Genomic DNA, 18,470 nt, shown 5'->3' with positions numbered 1-18,470 from the left:
CAGCGAGCCCGATTTTGGCGTGGCGAGTGTGAATTATGACCTCGATGAATTGCTTTCTCGTGCTGTGTCAGCACAAAATAGCTTGTTTCAATAGCAACAACCATGTGATTAAAATGTTATATTTGCGGTTATTCTGCAAAATATCACCTTAAATCGGATGACTCATGCTTATTGAATTTAATTTACAGAATTACCGCTCCTACCAGACAGAACAGCGATTTTCGCTGGTAGCGAATAGCGATAAGGCGCTTTTCCCAAGCCATACCTTTACGCCAGAACTCTGTAACGGCGTAAAATCGATGCCGCTACTGCATACGGCTGCGATTTATGGCGCGAATGCATCGGGAAAATCAAATTTGCTCAAAGCAATGCTGGCGATGCAGTCAATTATTCGTTCATCGACGCAATTGGGGCATCAATCCCTTACGCCATTTATGTTTGATTCAGCGAACCGAGAGGCACCCACCCTGTTTGAAGTGGTGATCTATGCCGAACAGGTACGCTATCAATACGGTTTTCGGTTGACCGCCGATCGTATTTACGACGAGTGGCTGTTTGCCTACCCTAAAGGACGGTTACAACGCTGGTACGAACGCAGCTTTGACCCACAATCCAATCAGGAGCAGTACCGTTTTGGCGACAAGTTAACCGGAGAAAAAGAGGTGTGGCGCAAAGTAACCCGCCATGACGCACTTTTTTTAACCACAGCTGTGCAACTCAACAGCCAGCAACTTCTGCCAGTATTTAACTGGTTTAACGATACTTTGCGTATTGCCTCGGTAAGCGGTTGGAGCCCAGGGTTTACCGTAGAGTGCCTGCAAAACCAGAGTAAATTGCCACAAATTCTTAAATTTTTGCAAAGTGCCGATATTGCCATTGATGATTTGCGTCTGGAAGAGGAGCACATCCTGCCAGAAGAGGTGGAAAAGAAAGTCCCCCCAGCGTTACGCCAGCTTTTTGCCAGTCAAATTAAACAGGGAAAAAGTTATCGGGTGTGGATGTGTCACCACACAAATGAAAATGAAACCGTTGAGCTAAACCTCGCGGATGAATCGGACGGTACCCAAAAACTGTTTAGTTTTGCCGGCCCGTGGCTCGATGCGCTGCAGCAGGGAAAAGTCATCTTTATGGATGAGCTACACAGCAACCTGCACCCCTTTTTAGTCAAATATCTGCTCGATTTTTATCACAACAGTCAAACGAATCCTAACGGGGCGCAACTGATCTTTACCACCCATGAAACCAGCAATCTAGATCAGGAGACCTTTCGGCGTGATCAAATCTGGTTTTGTGAGCGCAACCGCAATCAATCGACTTCACTCTATCCGCTGACCGATTTTAGTCCGCGTAAAGAGGAGAATCTGCAGCGTGCTTACTTGACCGGTCGCTATGGCGCACTGCCGATTGTGCAGTCACTACTGGATGGTGAACATGGGTAGCGATGATCTGTTTCACCGCCGCAAAGAGCGTAAAGAGCAACAACTCAGGCGGCAAAAAGCAAAACGGAAAGGTTATGATCGGGTATTAATCGTCACAGAAGGCCAAAAAACCGAGCCTCTCTATTTTAGAGAAGTTATCCGGCATTACCGTTTGCAAAATAATGTCACGGTAGAGGGCGGAAGCTGTCAAGCAATTTGAGACCAGTTGTTAAAAAAATAAAGCTCTAAATCTAGCCGGTGATTGCCACTGCCCTCACCGGCAAATTTCGCCTATGTTGAGTCATGACGCAACAAGGAGCGAACATGACCCTCATGGCCCTTTGCCGCAAGAGCCAAGCCCTTCAGCAAGGGGGAGCTGCAAGGCGAACTGCAACCCCTAATCTAGGAACCTCCCTCCTGCACCGCGTTACCCACAGCCCGCCCCCCTACGATAATAAGGGGGTCTCCGGGGGGCGGGCTATGGATAACGCTCTGTCATTCAGCCACCACAACCGGCTAAAGCCATCGACGATAGACCCACTAGCGGCACCGTCACTCATCTCTCCTTCGCTCTATTCAGGGTTGGATAGTTGACCTCCAGCGACCCCACCCCCTCCTCCGGTAGAGCGGGGTTAATCCATACCTCAGTAGGGGGTTGCTTAACCTTGGGCTCACCATGAATAAAGCGTTTCGGATGCTGCTGATAGGCCTGCTTCAGCGCCTGTTCACGCTGCTCGCTAACCTCCTTGTAACGACCGGTAAATACCTGCTCTGGAGTGAACCACGCAATCCCTCGATGGTGGTGGTGGAAACAGTACCAGTCAACATAGTCACTAAACCATATTCTGGCATGGTCAACTCCTGTAAATCGTTGAGGATAATCGGGTTGTTGCTTGAGTGTTTTAAATTGACTCTCGCTAAACGGATTGTCGTTACTGACTCGTGGACGGCTGTGGGAGCAGGTGATCCCCAGTTCGGCCATCAAGTCGAGATAGCCTCTGGCGGTCATCGGCACACCTCTATCCTGATGCAGTGTTAAGCCACTGAGCGCGACCCGATAGCGAGCCGCTGCGTCACTGATTAACAGCTTGGAGAGCTCACTATTCTCCTTCCTTGAGACCATCCAAGCCACAATAAAACGGCTGTAGAGATCCATCACCACATAGAGATTCAAGAAGTTACCCTGCTCTGTGGTGGGAAGCTTAGTGATATCCCATGTCCAAACCTCATTCGGGCGGGTCGCCCGTAATCGGGGGATAGCGTGTGATTTGGCCGGTTTTTGAGCTCGCCGCTCTCCCGTCTGTTGATTAGCACGAAGGATCCGATACATCGTACTGATTGAACAGTAATATTTCCCTTCATCCAGCAGGCTAGCATAGATCTCTGCCGGAGGTTGGTCATAGAATCGTTCGCTGTTCAAAAGCCCCAGAACGGCTTGCCTCTCTGCCTCACTCAGCGCATTGGCTGCGACGGGTCTTGGAAGGCTCGCTCGGGGGGAGACAACCGGAGCCTGTCGGCGGTAGTAGCCTGCACGCGAGAGCGCTAGGCTATCGCAAGCGGCTCTTATGCTCACCGAACTGGGGCACTCTTTTTCAACTAATCTCATAAGCTTATCTCTGTGTTCATCTGCTCCAATAAGCTGAAGGCTTTTTTTTGGAGCGCAATCACCCCTTCGGTCTGCTGTAACCGTTGGCTAAGACGCTGAATTTCCTTCTTTAAACGCTCTATCTCCTTATCTCGCTTGTCTAGGCTCGGTTTGCGACCACTCTGTTTCCCTTTCAGGCCAGCCTGCCCCTGTGCTTGCAGTTGTCGGCGCCATTTGGTCAGATGGGAGCTGTAGATCTGCTCTTTGCGCAGCAGCTCGCCTAGCTGACCCGGCTCCTTGCACTGCTCTGCTTCTGCTAGGATCCGAAGCTTCTCTTCCTCACTAAATTTGCGGTAGGAGCGCTTCTCTTCATCGGGGTCGGTAACCTCGTTGGAGGGTAAAACGGTAGTATCTTTGGGCATCGTGTATCTCCTCTGTTGCCCCCCTGATTCTACATTCATTTCTCATCAGGGGTGGTCTCAGGGTATCTTGACACTCAGGGTTGCCCCCCTGATTCTACATTCATTTCTCATCAGGGGTGGTCTCAGGGTATCTTGACACTCAGGGGGCCACGCCAATGTATCCGCCGAAAAACTGAACTTTGCCAAGCAGATGCGGAAGTTTCCCACTGATATGGAAGCGCAGGTTTGGGAATGGGTACGCGGCCGCCGTTGTTTAGGGCTAAAGTTTCGCCGTCAGCAGGTGATTCAGGGATTTATTGTCGATTTTTACTGTGCTGAAAAACGGTTAGCACTTGAGCTAGATGGCGATATTCACCTGCAACAAGCTGATTATGACCGTGAACGCGATGCTCTGTTACGCGCTGCTGGTGTAACGGTAGTGCGGTTGAGAAATGAGCAGGTGAGTCGGGAAGAGTTGGAGCGTGTGTTGAGCAGACCTCACCCCCAACCCCTCTCCATAAATGGAGAGGGGAGCAAGAGCAGTGAGGATGAATTAGGCTTAGATGCCGGTGGCTGTGGGGCTACAGCGTATGGCGATGCGGTGGCGGTTTATTTGGGGTTTGCTATCAATAAAGGTGCAAGTTTATGGTCAACAATTACCTCTTGGATGAGTGATAGAGGGGCATTTAGAGAAACTTTTGCTAGACAAGCCATACCAATGGTTTGGGATTATGCAGAATCGAATCCGTTTTCAAATTCAGGTGGTAATTTAGAAACTGCCATAGATAAAGGAAAAATGGCGATTGAGTTTCTACCGATTCAATCGAATGCAAAAACAATCCAAGCGGATGCAAGCAATCAATCTATAAGCCAAAGAAAAGTGGTTTCCACAGATCCACCCTACTATGACAACATCGGTTACGCCGACCTCTCCGATTTTTTCTATGTCTGGTTACGGCGTTCGCTTCGTTCTATCTACCCAAACCTTTTTGCCACCATGGCAGTACCCAAAGCTGAAGAGCTGGTAGCAACCCCTTACCGTCACGGTAGTAAAGTGAAGGCGGAGCAGTTCTTTTTAACCGGTATGGGCAGAGCGATTCACAACCTTGCCGAACAAGCCCACCCCGCCTTTCCCGTCACCATCTACTACGCCTTCAAAGCCTCCAAAACGCACTCCACCCCCCTCTCCATTCATGGAGAGGGGTCGGGGGTGAGGTTAGAAACCAGCAACACCGGTTGGGAGACCTTTCTACAAGCGATAATCAATGCCGGTTTTGCCATTGTCGGCACCTGGCCAATGCGAACCGAATTAGCCAATCGAATGATCGGTTCCGGCACCAACGCCCTAGCCTCCTCCATCGTCCTAGTCTGCCAAAAACGCCCCGCCCACGCCGACACCATCTCCCGCCGCGACTTCCAGCGCCAACTCCGCGCCGAAATGCCCGAAGCGTTAGAAGCGATGATCGGCATCTCCTCAACTCCCCTCTCCATTCATGGAGAGGGGCCGGGGGTGAGGTCTCTCCCCCCCATCGCCCCCGTTGACCTCGCCCAAGCCGCTATCGGCCCCGGCATGGGCATCTACTCCCAATACGCTGCGGTGTTGAATCAAGACGGCACCGCCATGAGCGTCCACGATGCACTGGTGATGATAAACCGCGAAATCACCGACTACCTCAGCCCCGATGCCGGTAACGCCGATGGCGATACCCTGTTCTGTTCGGCGTGGTTTGATCAGTATGGCTGGAAGAGCGGCGCTTTTGGCGAGGCCGACACCCTTGCCCGCGCCAAAGGCACCAGCGTTGAGGGGGTAAAAACGGCAGGCGTCGTTGAAGCGGGGGGCGGTAAAGTGCGCCTGTTCACTTGGAAAGAGTACCCCGCCGACTGGAACCCCGAAAACGATACCCGTATGCCGGTGTGGGAGGCGCTGCACCACTTTATCCTCCAGCTCAACGAAGGGGGCGAGAGCGCCGCCGGCAGACTGTTAGCCCATATTCCCGACAAAGCCGAAGCGGTACGCCAGCTCGCCTACCACCTCTATACCCTGTGCGAACGCCACGGTTGGGCCGATGACGCGCGGGGTTATAACGAACTAATTACCAGCTGGGGTAATATCGTCTCAGAGAGCTTTAATGCCGGTCAGGTGGGGTCGATGGGTGATCTGTTTGGGGGTGTGTAGCGTGCTGCTCTATCTCGATAACTGTATGTTTAACCGACCATTTGATGTTCAGGATGCTATACGGGTTCGACTGGAAACCATTGCCAAGCTCGCCATTCAACAGGGAATTCGAGATAAACACTACCAGTTAGTCTGGTCATTTATGCTTGATATGGAGAATAGCCAAAATCCGTTCGCTGAGCGCCGCATGGCCATAGGAGTATGGCGAACACGCGCCACTATCGAAATTTTGCCGAATGAGTCGATTAGACATAACGCAATGATCATAAGTGGCTTGGGCATACATACCAAAGATGCACTGCATGTTGTCTGTGCGCTAGAGGCGGGTGCCGACTATTTTATTACTACCGATCACCGTATTTTAAAGCGTATGCGGCAGGAGCAACGCATAAAGACGGTTTCACCTATCAATTTTCTGGAGTGGATTAATGACAACGATGACGGAAACTGAACTCAAAATGGAGGGTATGGCGCTATTGATGCGCCATTTAGGTGAGATTCAGGCGGAGACTTTCATTAGCTTGATGTTAAGAGAGCCATTTGATTATACGGCCTGGTTCATCGTTTCGCACGGCAAAGCGACTCAGGTACACTCATACCATCTCAAAATCGTGCTCTATTGTGACGCCGCCACGGGCTAGCATAATCGACGCCGAACAATACTTCTCCGCCGATAGAGCGACTGCTCGCGCCACCTTGTCGCGACTTAACCCCTCTCCGGCGACGATAAAGTGGAGGTGAATTTTGGTAAAGACCTTCGGTTCACTCTCAGCCCGCTCGGCGGTCAGTTCAACGCGGCAGTCGCTCACCGGCTGGCGCGATTTTTGTAAAATATGGACGACATCAAAGGCCGAGCAGCCTCCTAACCCCATGAGAACCATCTCCATTGGTCGTGCGGCTAGATTTTTACCGCCATGCTCCGGCGGGCCATCCATCACTACGCTATGACCGCTACCCGATTCGGCGATAAATTGTGCCCCCTCAACCCACTTGACTAACGCTTGCATCACTCCTCCTTTCAAAAAGAGACTTGCCCTAAACTCATAGCTTCAGTATAACAGCATCTGCGATTGAGACCGAATTAAGAAGTAAGGGGCGACCATTGAAACCAAAACTCTCTCATCTTGGCCATGAAGCTGTAACTGACCGCTTTCTCTCCCATTGTCACCGCCACCGCTACCCTCCCGGTAGTACGATCATTTCGGTGGGTGATTTTCCCGATGTCCTCTACTACCTGCTCAACGGTTCGGTCACGGTGACTATCGAAGATGAGGACTCTCATGAGCTAGTGCTAGCCTATCTTAACCCTGGGGACTTTTTTGGTGAGATGGGGCTGTTTGAAGATGGGATGACTCGCAGCGCCCGTGTGGTTGCCCGAACCGAGTGTGAACTAGCTGAAATCAGCTACCCCCGTTTTCGGGAGCTCGCCCATAGCGATCCCGAGATTCTGTTTAAACTCTCGGGACAGATGGCCAATCGGCTGCGTAAAACCAGCCAAAAAGTGGGTGATCTGGCCTTTTATGATGTCACCGGGCGCATCGCTCGTACCTTGCTCGAACTGGCGCAAGAGCCCGATTCGATGACCCATCCTGATGGGATGCAGATAAAAATTACTCGCCAGGAGATCGGCAAAATTGTCGGCTGTTCGCGCGAAATGGCCGGTCGTGTGCTCAAAAATCTCGAAGAGGAGGGGTTAATTTCGGCCCATGGCAAGACGATTGTCGTGTTTGGTACTCGCTAACCCCTTGCATCGTGCCGATTTGTCGCTATCATGGCGACTCTTTATTAAGTTACCGAAGCTGATTCAATAGACCGCAAATGAGTTCAAGACAGGCCGAAGTTTGCCGCAAAACCCTCGAAACCAATATCAGTGTCCGCCTAAATCTGGATGGTGCTGGCCAGCAGGCGCTCCATAGTGGTATCCCCTTTTTAGATCACATGCTAGATCAGGTCGCCCGTCACGGGATGATGGATCTTACCATTGAGGCGCAGGGCGATCTCCACATTGATGGCCACCATACCACGGAAGATATCGGCATTACCTTAGGCCAAGCGTTTGCGAAAGCGGTGGGCGATAAACGGGGCATTAACCGTTACGGCTATGCCTATGTCCCTTTAGATGAGGCGCTATCGAGAGTGGTAGTCGATCTCTCTGGCCGTCCCGGGCTGGTGTTTCAGGCCGACTTCCCCTCAGCCACCCTCGGCAGTTTCGATACCGAGCTTATTTACGAATTTTTTCAAGGTTTTGTTAACCATGCCCACCTAACCCTGCATATCGATACTCTGCGCGGTCGCAACTCACACCATATTGCAGAGACGATCTTTAAGGCCTTTGGCCGGGCACTACGAATGGCGGTCGAGTTCGATCTGCGCTCTGCCGGTGCTCTCGCCTCAACCAAAGGAGCGCTGTAGATGGGGCAAACGGTTGCTGTGATCGATTACGGAATGGGTAACCTCCATTCGGTGGCCAAAGCGCTGGAGCATGCTGGGGAGCATCGTGTTGTGGTCACCTGCGATGGCGACCAGATTCGGAGAGCTGATCGAGTCGTGCTCCCAGGTGTGGGGGCGATGCGTGATTGTATCGCCGAAATGGTACGGTTAGGGGTCGATGAGGTGGTGCGTGAAGTCGTTGTTAACAAGCCGTTTCTCGGTGTCTGTGTTGGTATGCAGGCACTACTAACCCACAGCGAGGAGAATGGCGGTACCGCTGCGCTAGGGCTATTTGAGGGGGAGGTGCGTTTTTTTGGTGATCACTTAGTTGATGCCGTTAGCGGCACGGCGCTAAAGGTCCCTCACATGGGCTGGAATCGGGTTCGCTACCACGATAACCACCCGCTATGGCACCATATTGCCCAAGAGAGCCGCTTCTACTTTGTTCATAGCTATTATGCCGAGCCTACCAACGGGCAAGAGTGCCGCGCTAGCTGCTACCATGGCGTTGAGTTCTGCGCCGCCATCGGCCGCGACAACTGTTTTGCGGTACAGTTTCATCCCGAAAAGAGCCAGCATGACGGACTACAGCTCTACCATAACTTTCTTAACTGGAGCGGTGACGCCTAAGGATTACCACCGATGCTACTGATTCCTGCAATTGATCTCAAAGATGGCCACTGCGTCCGCCTGCGTCAGGGACGGATGGAGGAGAGCACCCAATTTTCGACCGATCCTATCTCGGTGGCGCAGCGTTGGGTCGATGCTGGTTGCCGCCGCCTCCACCTAGTCGATTTAAACGGTGCCTTTGCCGGTGAGCCGGTGAATAGCGAGGTGGTGACGGCCATTAGCAGAGCCTACCCTACGCTGCCAATTCAAATCGGTGGCGGTATTCGTGATCTCGCTACGGTAGAGAGCTATCTACTCGCCGGAGTCAGCTATACGATTATCGGCACCAAGGCGGTAGAGGAGCCTGAATTTGTACGCCAACTATGTAGCGAGTTTGAGGGCCATATTATTGTCGGTATCGATGCGAAAGAGGGGCAGGTGGCCGTCTCCGGCTGGGCCGATGTGACCGATGTTAAGGCGATTGATCTGGCAAAGAGCTTTGAGCAGGTGGGGGTGAGCGCTATCGTCTATACCGATATTAGCCGCGATGGGATGATGCAGGGGGTGAATGTCGAACAGACGGCGGCTCTGGCTGAGGCGATCTCGATTCCGGTGATTGCAAGCGGTGGCATTACCCATTTGGACGATATTCGCCGCTTAGCTCAAGTCGCCGCTAGCGGCATTATCGGAGCGATTACCGGTCGGGCGATCTACGAAGGGAGTCTCGACTTTAGCGAGGGGCAGCAGCTAGCCGATGAGCTAGCCGGAGCGCTCTAATGGCACTGGCGAAGCGAATTATCCCCTGTCTTGATGTCGATAATGGCCGTGTGGTTAAAGGGGTGCAGTTTGTCGATATTCGTGATGCAGGCGATCCGGTCGAGGTGGCCAAGCGCTATGATCAGCAGGGGGCGGATGAGATCACCTTTCTCGATATTACCGCCACCTCTGATAATCGCGCCACGATGGTGCATGTGGTCGAGCAGGTCGCCGGTGAGGTCTTTATTCCGCTCACCGTCGGGGGGGGGATTCGTGAAGTGGCCGATATTCGCCGTATGCTCAATGCCGGTGCCGATAAGGTCGGTATCAACTCTGCCGCCGTTAAACGGCCCGAGTTTGTCAAACAGGCGGCTGACAAGTTCGGCTCTCAATGTATTGTCGTTGCTATTGATGCTAAACAGGTCTCAGAAGCGGAGGCCCCGCTGCGGTGGGAGATTTTTACCCACGGCGGCCGCCAGCGAACCGGCATTGACGCCGTTGAGTGGGCAACACGGATGGTCAACTACGGTGCGGGTGAAATTTTGCTCACCAGTATGGATCGTGACGGGACTAAAATAGGCTTTGATCTCGCCCTAACTCGGGCGATTAGCGATGCGGTAGCGGTGCCGGTGATCGCCTCAGGTGGGGTTGGCGAGCTAGATCACCTAGTTGCGGGTATCACCGAGGGACACGCCGAAGCGGTATTAGCTGCCAGCATCTTCCACTTTGGCACCTACTCGATTAGAGCGGCCAAGCAGCATCTGGCCGAGGCGGGGATTGAGGTGCGGCTATGAGCTGGCTCGATGAGTTAAAGTGGGATCGCGAGGGGCTCATGCCAGCGATCGCGCAAGAGGCGGATGGTAAGGTGGTGATGTTCGCCTGGATGAACCGAGAGGCGCTATTAAAGAGCCAGCAGTTAGGTGAGGCGATCTACTGGTCGCGCTCACGCCAACGCCTTTGGCACAAGGGCGAGGAGTCGGGCCATACACAGAGAATTGTGGCTATTCGTACCGACTGCGATAAAGATGTGATTCTATTGACCATTGAGCAGGTGGGCGGTATCGCCTGCCACACAGGCCGCCATAGCTGCTTCTACCATCAGCTTGAGCAAGAGAGCTGGCAGGCGGTTGAGCCGGTGCTCAAAGACCCAAACCAGATTTACGGTGAAGCGAGATGAGTGATACCCTAACCCGTCTAGCCGAAGTGCTAGAGCAACGCAAGCAGGCCGCTCCCGATAGCTCCTATGTCGCCTCCCTCCACCACAAAGGGATCGACTCGATCCTACAAAAGGTGGGCGAAGAGGCGACCGAGACGATTATTGCCGCTAAAGGGGAGAGTCGGGAAGCGGTTATTTACGAAACTGCCGATCTGTGGTTTCATACCCTAGTGATGTTAAGCCACTTGAATCTCCATCCCAATCAAATTTTGCAGGAGCTTGAGCGCCGTTTCGGCCTCTCAGGCCTAGATGAAAAAGCTGCCCGGAGTAAAACTAACCCATGAGTGACTGTCTGTTTTGTAAAATTATCGCCGGTGATATCCCCTCGGATACACTCTATGAAGATGATAACGTTAAAGTGTTTCGCGATATCGCCCCTAAGGCGGCGACGCACCTGTTGGTGATTCCGAAAAAACATATCGCCAGCCTAAATGAACTGACGGCCGAAGATAGCGAGTTAATGGGCTATCTCACCCTACTTTTGCCCAAACTAGCGGCAGAGCAGGGGCTCGAAGACGGTTTTCGCACCATCATCAATACCGGTCGTGGTGGCGGACAGGAGGTGTTTCACATCCACTACCACCTCTTAGGTGGCGGACGCCTGCCCGGTTTTTAGCTAACAACACCTCTATCCCTACCCCACCAACCAACTCACCCCGAAAGGAGCAGACATGGGCATTAGTATTTGGCAACTGTTAATCATTCTTGGCATCGTTATCTTGCTGTTTGGCACCAAAAAATTACGCAATATCGGTGCTGATCTCGGTGGTGCGGTCAAGGGGTTTAAATCGGCCGTCAAAGAGGGCGACAAAGATAAAAAGGGTAGCGATGAGAGTAGCGAGGATGGCGATAACAGAGTGCTAGAGCAGCGCGAGGGGCGGATTATCGACGCCCAAGCGACCCGCGAAGGTGATAAGCAGCGTAGTTAACCCAACCTACCCCCCGAGGCAGTTGCCATGTTTGATATCAGCTTTTGGGAGATGATCGTTGTTGCCATTGTGGCGCTACTGGTCATCGGACCGGAGCGACTGCCTGGGGTGGCTCGCAAAGCGGGCTACTGGTTTGGCAAGATGCGTCGCTTTGTCAATAGCGTCAAACAGGATATCGATAGAGAGTTCAAGGCGGAAGAGCTACAGCGGATTATCCGTGAGCAGGCGCAGAGCAATCCCCTGCACGAAATCATGGAGGAGGGGAGCGCCCTTAAACGGGAGCTAGAGGTGTGGGATGATGTGGCCGATGAAGCCTCAATGAAGCGTACAACTCCCCCTAAAGAGTCGGAGCCATCGACACCATCGACACCATCGATACCATCCACGACTGATGCTACCGCCGCGCCTAATTTAGCTGACTCAACAGGTGCAACTGCCTCATCCACTGCACCTGCCGCCGGTAACTCCACTGCATGAACGATCAAACCAACTCCAACGCTAACGATGCCGAACAGCCCTTTATCGCTCATCTGATCGAACTGCGCGATAGAGTACTAAGAATGCTACTGGTGATTTTGCTGATCTTTTTAGCGCTCTTCCCCTTTGCCAACGATCTCTACACCTTTTTAGCTGAGCCGCTGCTAGCCCATCTGCCAGAGGGGGGGAGCATGATCGCTACCGAGGTTACCTCGCCTTTTTTAACCCCCTTCAAATTGACGCTGGTATTGGCTATTTTTATCGCCATCCCCTACCTGCTCTATCAGTTATGGGCCTTTGTGGCACCGGGGATCTATCAGCATGAGAAGCGGTTAATTGTGCCGCTGCTGGTCTCTAGCACACTGCTCTTCTATGCTGGCATGGTCTTTGCTTACTATGTGGTCTTTCCGCTGGTGTTTGGCTTCTTTACCTCGGTGGCTCCCGAGGGGGTGGCGGTAATGACCGATATTGCCAAATATCTCGACTTTGTCCTAAAACTCTTCTTCGCCTTTGGCATCGCCTTTGAGGTACCGGTTGTGGTGGTGCTGTTAATTATTACCGGTGCCTCCACAGTCACTTCACTCCAAGCTAAACGGCCCTACATTATTGTCGGGGTGTTTGTGATCGGTATGTTTCTAACCCCCCCTGATGTGATCTCCCAAACGCTACTAGCGCTGCCGATGTGGTTGCTGTTTGAGTTCGGGCTCTGGTTTTCGCGCTACTTTCAGCAGATCATTAATCTCAAAGAGGATGAGGCGATGGAGCAGATGCTGGATCAATATGAGTCGGATGATAAAAATCTACGCTGATTTAGCTGCTTTGCGTTAAATCGACTTTGCTTTTTCAAGCCGATGCGAGTAAAATCCGCGCTCTTTATCTGTAGGGTTTGCCCTGCAGTGGACTTAATCTGCAACCCCATTCTGTTAGAGGTGAAAATTTAATGCCATCTGTTCGTGTAAAAGAGAACGAGCCGTTCGATATTGCTCTGCGCCGTTTCAAGCGTAGCTGTGAAAAAGCGGGTGTTTTGTCTGAAGTGCGCCGCCGTCAGGCGTATGAGAAGCCGACCTCGGTTCGCAAGCGCAAATTTGCCGCCGCCTGCAAGCGCCAGTTTAAGAAGACGATTCGTGAACAGCTGCGTACCCGCCGCCTCTACTAACACTAGCCCCCGAACGACCTAAGCTGAGAGAGATTGCATATATGTCTTGCGACTTAAAGGCAGCGATTCAAGAGGATATGAAAGTTGCCATGCGAAACAAGGAGAAGGAGCGCCTTGGCACGATTCGTCTGATTTTAGCTGCGCTGAAGCAGCGCGAGGTCGATGAGCGTATCGAGCTTGATGAGACTCAGGTGGTGGCGATACTAGAAAAGATGGTTAAGCAGCGCCGCGACTCTATTGAGCAGTACCAGAAGGCAGCAAGAGAGGATTTAGCCGCTAAAGAGCAGGCTGAAATTGAGGTGATTCAAACCTATATGCCGCAGCCGCTGACATTAGAAGAGATTGATAGGCTCATTACTGAGGCGATTGAGCAGAGCGGTGCGAGTTCAATGAAGGAGATGGGCAAGGTGATGGGCCTCCTAAAGCCGCAGCTACAAGGGCGGGCCGAGATGGGCAAGGTGAGCGCCCAAATCAGGGCGCGTCTTGGTTAGGGCTCTCAATGTTCCCCCTCTCGTGGGGTTAGTTTTAATTTAAGCTTATTGATCTTTATCTGGATCTCTTGGGCAATTTTGACCAACTCCTGTCGTTGATAGATAATCTCGACTTGGTTGTCGATATGGCCGATAACCTTCTCTAGGTAGCGTTGGTCTTCGTCATTAAAAGCCTGTGCCTCTCTCTTATTGAGTAGCTCTATGGCACCGATGACCCGATCGCCGGTGCTATCCATCATCGGAGCACACATCGCATTGCGGGTCATAAATCCGGTTTCAAGGTCGATATCTTGATGAGCCCCTTTTTGGTGAATCATATTAAACTTGCTCATTAAGCGGCGGTTATGGATCACTTGACCCACAAAGGAGTTCGATTTGCTGACGATAATCTGCCGCTCCCGCAGATCGGTACCGCAGAGCAGCCAAGCGTTATTGGCCGCCGGATCGTGGATAAAAATACTGACCCGTTCGCACTGAAATAGCCTTGGGCCGATCTCTACGATAAAGTTGAGCATTTGGCGGTTACCGGCTCTGGCCCAAGTCTCTTTGACAAACTGGTATTTTTCACGCAGCTTGTTGAGTCTCTCTTCGATCTCTTCTGGTGACATGCTAGTTAAGCTCCGGCTGGGGTTAAAAATTTATGGTACAACGACTCGACCGCTATGTCATCTAATCGCTATCTGATTGTGGGTGCGGGTTTGGCCGGAACAACCCTGGCGCTAGAGCTGTCGCGTCGAGGGGCCGCGGTCACGGTGGCCGATTGTGGCCGCTTGCAGAGCACCTCTGCGGTAGCGGCCGGTCTCATTAATCCGATGATGGGGAGGCGGCTGGGGGTGATCGCTCAATTCGAGCCGCTCTACCGGCAGGCGCTGCACTTTTATCGGCAACTAGAGCAGCAGTGGCACACTCAATTTTGGTATCCCTTGCCGCAGTGGCGGCTGCTCGATGGTGATCAACAGCGGCTCTGGGCGACTAAGTGGCGCCATAACGACTATGGGGGCCTGGTTAAACGGCAGCTTGCGGGCGAGCAGCTAGGCTTGCAGCGCTTAAAGGGGGAGTTGGCGCTTGAGATTGGCTGTAGCGGCTATCTGGATACCTTGAGCTATCTGCAACAGGCGCGTCAGCAGTTACCTCACATTCGTTGGTGTGAGGCGACGGTGGAGCCGCAGCAGTTCCAACCTCAGTATCCGCTAGTGTGGCAGGGGGAGCGGTTTGAGAGCGTTATCTGGTGTCAGGGCTATCAGGCGGCAGCGAATGAGCTGTTTGCGACACTGCCGTGGCAGAGTGCTAAGGGGGAGATTTTGACCCTAACAGAGGTCGGGTTAAGCTGGTCGTTTTGGCTTAATTGCGGGTTATGGCTCCTGCCTCGGCACGATCAGAGTTGGCGTTTGGGGGCCAATTTTGAGTGGCGGCAGCTCGATCAGCAGCCGACGCCTACCGTCGCCGCACAGTTACAGCGGCAGTTACAGGGCGCGGTTGAGCCGCTCTCCTATCGTCTTGCTCACCACCTCGCTGGGGTGAGAGCATCAGTGGTGGATCGTCAACCGCTATTAGGAGGCCATCGGCACTGGCCACAGATGGCGATATTTAACGGTTTTGGTGCGAAAGGTTCGCTACAGATCCCCCACTACAGCCAATTGATGGCACAGTGGCTGCTCGATAACCGTCCTTTGCCGATTATGGTCGATATGGCGCGATTTCAGCGTAGCTCTTAATCAACCACCACGAGCACGCGAACGCTATCGAGTTGCAAGGTGGCGAGGGTGAGTAGCTGCTCTAAGCGCTGGCGCTGCTGCTGTAGGTGGGTTAGCTCCTCTAAACGAACTTGGCCATTGATTTGCGCCAGAGCTTGTAGCCGATCTATCTCCTGCTGTAGCGCTGTTTCGGCTAGCTGTTGTGCGGTGGCGAGTCGTTGTGGTCGTTGCGCCTCAGCTAGCTCTCCGCTCTGCTTTAAGAGCTGTTGTAGTACTGGGCGGGAGCGCTCTATTACCTGACGGGCGATATCTCGTTTTACCGGTTGTAGTAGCGGTTGTAGCTCCTCGAATGGGAGTGAACTGCTCCACTCTTGAAGGTTATCGTCAATCACTTGACGCAGTAGTTGTGGCGGGAGGTAGCGACTCAGCTCTCCGGCGTGGTGGCCGGCCGGTTCTAGGCGGTACCAGCACTCTAGCAGCAGGGTGCCCGGTTCAAAACGGGGCTCTTTGAAGGTGGCGAGTGAGGCGTTGCCTCGTTCACTGCTTAATAGGCTCTCTAGTGCCTCTTGTACCATCGGGTGCTCCCAGCTAAAGAAGTGGAGCGACTCGTTAGCTAGCGCCGTCGCACGGTGGGTGGTCATGGTGAGGCCATCGCTAGTTAGATCGGGCATAAAATCGCCCAGAAACTGCTCGGTCGGGCGAAGAATAGTGCTAAAGGCGCTGTGGGGTTCGGCATCGACGCCGATTAGGTGAAATAGCTGATCTAGCCAGTGAGTTAACGGTCTATCCTGCTGGAGCTGCTCTGCGTCGGCGACCAGTCGATTGGCGATGTGGGGGCGGCAGGAGTTAAACTCTAACAGTCGGTTACGCCCCTGCCTTAGCTGCTGTCTCAGTGTTGCATCGGCCTGTTGTAGCTGTTGCAGTAGGCTCTCATCGAGGTGTAGGGTGATGATGCTCTGTCGTAGCTGCGGCCAGAAGCGCTGCTGTAAGCTCTGCGCGGTAGTGGCGGTCTGTTCAAAGGCGTTTAGCCCCTGATGGTACCAGTGGTAGAGTAGCTGTTGCAGGCTCCCCTCCAGATAGGGGAGGTGGATAGTCACCGGACGGGTCTGGCCGATTCTATCGAGCCGGCCGATACGCTGCTCTAGTAGATCGGGATTGAGTGGCAGATCAAACAGTACCAACTGGTGGGCAAACTGAAAGTTGCGCCCCTCACTGCCGATCTCGGAGCAGATGAGTAGCTGGCACCCCTGCTCCCGATCAGCAAACCAAGCGGCAGCACGGTCGCGCTCTAACAGCGTCATCTGCTCATGGAATAGCGCGGTGGTGAGGTTGGCTCTGTGGCGCAGGGCGTGGGCGATGTCGATTGCGCTCTGGGCGGTGGCGGTTATCGCTACAATCTTCTCTTGCCGCTGTTGCTGTAGCTGTTCGATGAGCCAGCTAATGCGGGGATCGAAGCGAGTCCAGCCATCGCTCTGTTCGCTATCGTGTTGCCATAGCTGCTCTGGATAGAGCAGTGGGTGGAACTGCGCGCTGTCGGGGGTTAGCTCATCGGGGATAAGGGCGCAGAGATAGTCATCTAGCGGTTGACGGTACTGCTCCGGCAGCGGCAGCGGGTGGGCGACTAGCTGTCGCTCTGGAAAGCCGCTAATGCGTTCACGGCTGTTTCGAAACAGAATGCGTCCGGTGCCGTGGCGATCGAGTAGATGGTCGATAAGCTCTGTTCGCGCCTGCTGCTGTACTGAACTCTCTTCGCTCTGGAGCTGTTGTAGGGCGGTGAGGTTATCTCCCTCAATACCGGTGTTGCGAATAAGCTGCTCTAATTCAGCCGTTAGCGGCGCTTGAGTGAGTAGCTGTTCAACGGCATCGGCAATTGGGGCATAGCTCTGCTCCTGTTCGATAAAGTCACTAAAGCTACAGAAGCGGTCGGGATCGAGTAGCCGCAGGCGAGAGAAGTGGCTCTCCCGACCGAACTGCTCTGGGGTTGCCGTTAGCAGCAGTACCGCAGGGATCGTTCGAGCTAGCTCTTCAATCGCTAGGTAGTCATCACTTACCTCATCTTCACTCCACTGTAGATGGTGCGCCTCATCGACCACGAGGAGATCCCACTGCGCCTGAAGCGCCTGCTGGCGCCGCTCAACAGAGTGGCTTAAAAAGGATTGGCCGCTGAGAACTAACTGCTGACTCAAAAACGGGTTGTCGCCCTCGCTATCGAGCTGTTGGCAGCGCTCCTCATCGAGCAGAGTCAAGTTGAGGTTAAAGCGGCGCACCATCTCCACCAGCCATTGGTGCAGTAACGGCTCTGGGACGACAATTAGGATCCGTGAGGCCTGACCCGACAGATATTTTTGGTGGATAATCAGGCCGGCTTCAATGGTTTTGCCTAGACCGACCTCATCGGCAAGTAGCACTCGTGGCTGATAGCGTCTGCCGACCTCATAGGCGATATAGAGCTGATGCGGAATGAGGGCGGTGCGGACACCAGATAGCCCCCAGAGGGGTGAGCGGCGTAGCTGCTGTAGCTGCTGCCAGCTCTGATAGCGCAGCGAGACCCACTTCTGATTATCGAGTTGACCGCTAAAGAGCCGATCGGCGGGGCGATTGAGCTGTAGGCGGTGATCAAGGTCGCTCTCCAGCACATTCACCCCCGTACCATCGAGGCTCATGGCGCTGTAGATCACTAGGCCGTGAAGCTGCATCACCTCATCGACCTGTAGCTGCTCTCCGGTTGTGGTTTTAATACTATCGCCCGGACTAAAAATAATGCGGGTCAGGGGGGAGTTATCCCGAGCGTAGCTACGAGTCTCATCACAACTATCAAAGCGAAGGGTGACCCGGCGCGGCTCACACTCCACCACCGTGCCTAGCCCGAGTTGCAGTTCGGTATCACAAATCCAGCGTTGGCCGGGGGTAAACTCCTGACTCATTCACATCTCCTCGCGTGCAGCTTCATTATTCGTCTTTAAGTTTGGCCACTGTTAGCCATTTATGCAGCGGGTATGCTAAATCAGAGTGGCGGTTAACTCAAACGATAGCGGCCTACTTTGCGGGCGTGCGCTCTATGGAATAGTATTTGCTTTATCGCTTTATTAGGGCGCGTTTATGCGGCACAATGCCATTTTTGGCCGCCTCGTC

At 53.3% G+C, this 18,470-nt stretch carries 23 protein-coding genes; 18 read left to right on the top strand and 5 right to left on the bottom strand.

The annotated features are described in order from the left end of the window. The first annotated feature begins 164 nt into the window (after positions 1-164). Together D5085_07400 and D5085_07395 are read left to right on the top strand one after the other, a co-directional pair. Entirely contained in the window at positions 165-1,439 is a 1,275-nt protein-coding gene (locus D5085_07400) for an ATP-binding protein (GenBank protein ID QEP42964.1), read from the top strand. Beyond that, positions 1,432-1,638, top strand: coding sequence for a hypothetical protein (locus D5085_07395; protein ID QEP42963.1), 207 nt, complete (start codon positions 1,432-1,434; stop codon positions 1,636-1,638). Before D5085_07400 ends, D5085_07395 begins: the two co-directional genes overlap by 8 nt. A gap of 336 nt (positions 1,639-1,974) precedes the next feature. Here the strand turns inward: D5085_07395 and D5085_07390 are convergent, their stop codons facing one another. Beyond that, complete coding sequence (locus D5085_07390; protein QEP42962.1) at positions 1,975-3,024, bottom strand: IS3 family transposase; 1,050 nt, start codon at positions 3,022-3,024, stop codon at positions 1,975-1,977. Then, on the bottom strand, positions 3,021-3,464 hold the full coding sequence (locus tag D5085_07385) for a hypothetical protein (GenBank protein QEP42961.1): 444 nt from the start codon (positions 3,462-3,464) through the stop codon (positions 3,021-3,023). The genes D5085_07390 and D5085_07385 overlap by 4 nt, the downstream gene beginning before the upstream one ends. A 151-nt stretch (positions 3,465-3,615) precedes the next feature. On the opposite strand from D5085_07385, the gene D5085_07380 reads away from it, so the two are divergent. Beyond that, positions 3,616-5,580 (top strand): DUF559 domain-containing protein, encoded by a 1,965-nt coding sequence (locus D5085_07380; GenBank protein QEP42960.1) that lies wholly within the window; start codon positions 3,616-3,618, stop codon positions 5,578-5,580. A gap of 1 nt (position 5,581) precedes the next feature. After that, a complete protein-coding gene (locus tag D5085_07375) occupies positions 5,582-6,031 on the top strand; it encodes a PIN domain protein (GenBank protein ID QEP42959.1) in 450 nt (149 codons plus the stop codon). Positions 6,032-6,173: 142 nt separating this feature from the next. Here the strand turns inward: D5085_07375 and D5085_07370 are convergent, their stop codons facing one another. Beyond that, positions 6,174-6,587 (bottom strand): OsmC family protein, encoded by a 414-nt coding sequence (locus tag D5085_07370; protein ID QEP42958.1) that lies wholly within the window; start codon positions 6,585-6,587, stop codon positions 6,174-6,176. Between the two features lie 95 nt (positions 6,588-6,682). Between D5085_07370 and D5085_07365 the strand changes: the two genes are divergently transcribed. The 13 genes from D5085_07365 (at position 6,683) to D5085_07305 (ending at position 13,644) form a co-directional block, all read left to right on the top strand. Continuing rightward, positions 6,683-7,321, top strand: coding sequence for a cAMP-activated global transcriptional regulator CRP (locus D5085_07365; protein ID QEP42957.1), 639 nt, complete (start codon positions 6,683-6,685; stop codon positions 7,319-7,321). Positions 7,322-7,398: 77 nt separating this feature from the next. Further along, on the top strand, positions 7,399-7,992 hold the full coding sequence (hisB, locus tag D5085_07360) for an imidazoleglycerol-phosphate dehydratase HisB (protein QEP42956.1): 594 nt from the start codon (positions 7,399-7,401) through the stop codon (positions 7,990-7,992). Beyond that, on the top strand, positions 7,993-8,640 hold the full coding sequence (gene hisH, locus D5085_07355; GenBank protein QEP42955.1) for an imidazole glycerol phosphate synthase subunit HisH: 648 nt from the start codon (positions 7,993-7,995) through the stop codon (positions 8,638-8,640). Between the two features lie 12 nt (positions 8,641-8,652). Then, complete coding sequence (gene hisA, locus D5085_07350; protein QEP42954.1) at positions 8,653-9,396, top strand: 1-(5-phosphoribosyl)-5-[(5-phosphoribosylamino)methylideneamino]imidazole-4-carboxamide isomerase; 744 nt, start codon at positions 8,653-8,655, stop codon at positions 9,394-9,396. Then, positions 9,396-10,169, top strand: a complete 774-nt coding sequence (gene hisF, locus D5085_07345; GenBank protein QEP42953.1) for an imidazole glycerol phosphate synthase subunit HisF — start codon at positions 9,396-9,398, stop codon at positions 10,167-10,169. Before hisA ends, hisF begins: the two co-directional genes overlap by 1 nt. After that, positions 10,166-10,552 carry a phosphoribosyl-AMP cyclohydrolase gene (gene hisI, locus D5085_07340; protein QEP42952.1) on the top strand — a complete coding sequence of 129 codons (387 nt, stop codon included), beginning with the start codon at positions 10,166-10,168 and terminating at the stop codon, positions 10,550-10,552. Before hisF ends, hisI begins: the two co-directional genes overlap by 4 nt. After that, positions 10,549-10,875 carry a phosphoribosyl-ATP diphosphatase gene (locus D5085_07335; GenBank protein QEP42951.1) on the top strand — a complete coding sequence of 109 codons (327 nt, stop codon included), beginning with the start codon at positions 10,549-10,551 and terminating at the stop codon, positions 10,873-10,875. Before hisI ends, D5085_07335 begins: the two co-directional genes overlap by 4 nt. Next, entirely contained in the window at positions 10,872-11,207 is a 336-nt protein-coding gene (locus tag D5085_07330) for a histidine triad nucleotide-binding protein (GenBank protein QEP42950.1), read from the top strand. The genes D5085_07335 and D5085_07330 overlap by 4 nt, the downstream gene beginning before the upstream one ends. A 55-nt stretch (positions 11,208-11,262) precedes the next feature. After that, positions 11,263-11,520 (top strand): Sec-independent protein translocase subunit TatA, encoded by a 258-nt coding sequence (gene tatA, locus D5085_07325; protein ID QEP42949.1) that lies wholly within the window; start codon positions 11,263-11,265, stop codon positions 11,518-11,520. 27 nt (positions 11,521-11,547) lie between these two features. Beyond that, positions 11,548-11,997: a twin-arginine translocase subunit TatB gene (gene tatB / locus D5085_07320; GenBank protein ID QEP42948.1), complete on the top strand. Its 450-nt coding sequence runs from the start codon at positions 11,548-11,550 to the stop codon at positions 11,995-11,997. Continuing rightward, on the top strand, positions 11,994-12,806 hold the full coding sequence (gene tatC, locus D5085_07315; GenBank protein QEP42947.1) for a twin-arginine translocase subunit TatC: 813 nt from the start codon (positions 11,994-11,996) through the stop codon (positions 12,804-12,806). Before tatB ends, tatC begins: the two co-directional genes overlap by 4 nt. 131 nt (positions 12,807-12,937) lie before the next feature. Continuing rightward, positions 12,938-13,153 carry a 30S ribosomal protein S21 gene (locus D5085_07310; protein QEP42946.1) on the top strand — a complete coding sequence of 72 codons (216 nt, stop codon included), beginning with the start codon at positions 12,938-12,940 and terminating at the stop codon, positions 13,151-13,153. A gap of 41 nt (positions 13,154-13,194) precedes the next feature. Next, a complete protein-coding gene (locus D5085_07305) occupies positions 13,195-13,644 on the top strand; it encodes a GatB/YqeY domain-containing protein (protein ID QEP42945.1) in 450 nt (149 codons plus the stop codon). A gap of 5 nt (positions 13,645-13,649) precedes the next feature. On the opposite strand, the gene D5085_07300 is transcribed toward D5085_07305, so the two are convergent. Beyond that, positions 13,650-14,252, bottom strand: a complete 603-nt coding sequence (locus D5085_07300; GenBank protein QEP42944.1) for a GAF domain-containing protein — start codon at positions 14,250-14,252, stop codon at positions 13,650-13,652. Positions 14,253-14,306: 54 nt separating this feature from the next. Here D5085_07300 and D5085_07295 point away from each other — a divergent pair, with 54 nt between their 5' ends. Beyond that, the gene (locus D5085_07295) at positions 14,307-15,359 is read left to right on the top strand and encodes an FAD-binding oxidoreductase (protein ID QEP42943.1); all 1,053 of its coding nucleotides are present in this window, start codon (positions 14,307-14,309) and stop codon (positions 15,357-15,359) included. Here D5085_07295 and rapA read toward each other — a convergent pair. Continuing rightward, a complete protein-coding gene (gene rapA, locus D5085_07290; GenBank protein QEP42942.1) occupies positions 15,356-18,262 on the bottom strand; it encodes an RNA polymerase-associated protein RapA in 2,907 nt (968 codons plus the stop codon). The two genes, D5085_07295 and rapA, sit on opposite strands and share 4 nt — an antisense overlap. Positions 18,263-18,470 lie beyond the last annotated feature (208 nt).

Source organism: Ectothiorhodospiraceae bacterium BW-2 (assembly GCA_008375315.1).
In the GTDB taxonomy this organism is placed as follows: Bacteria; Pseudomonadota; Gammaproteobacteria; order Thiohalomonadales; family Thiohalomonadaceae; genus BW-2.
This window is presented reverse-complemented; position numbering and strand designations above follow the sequence as displayed.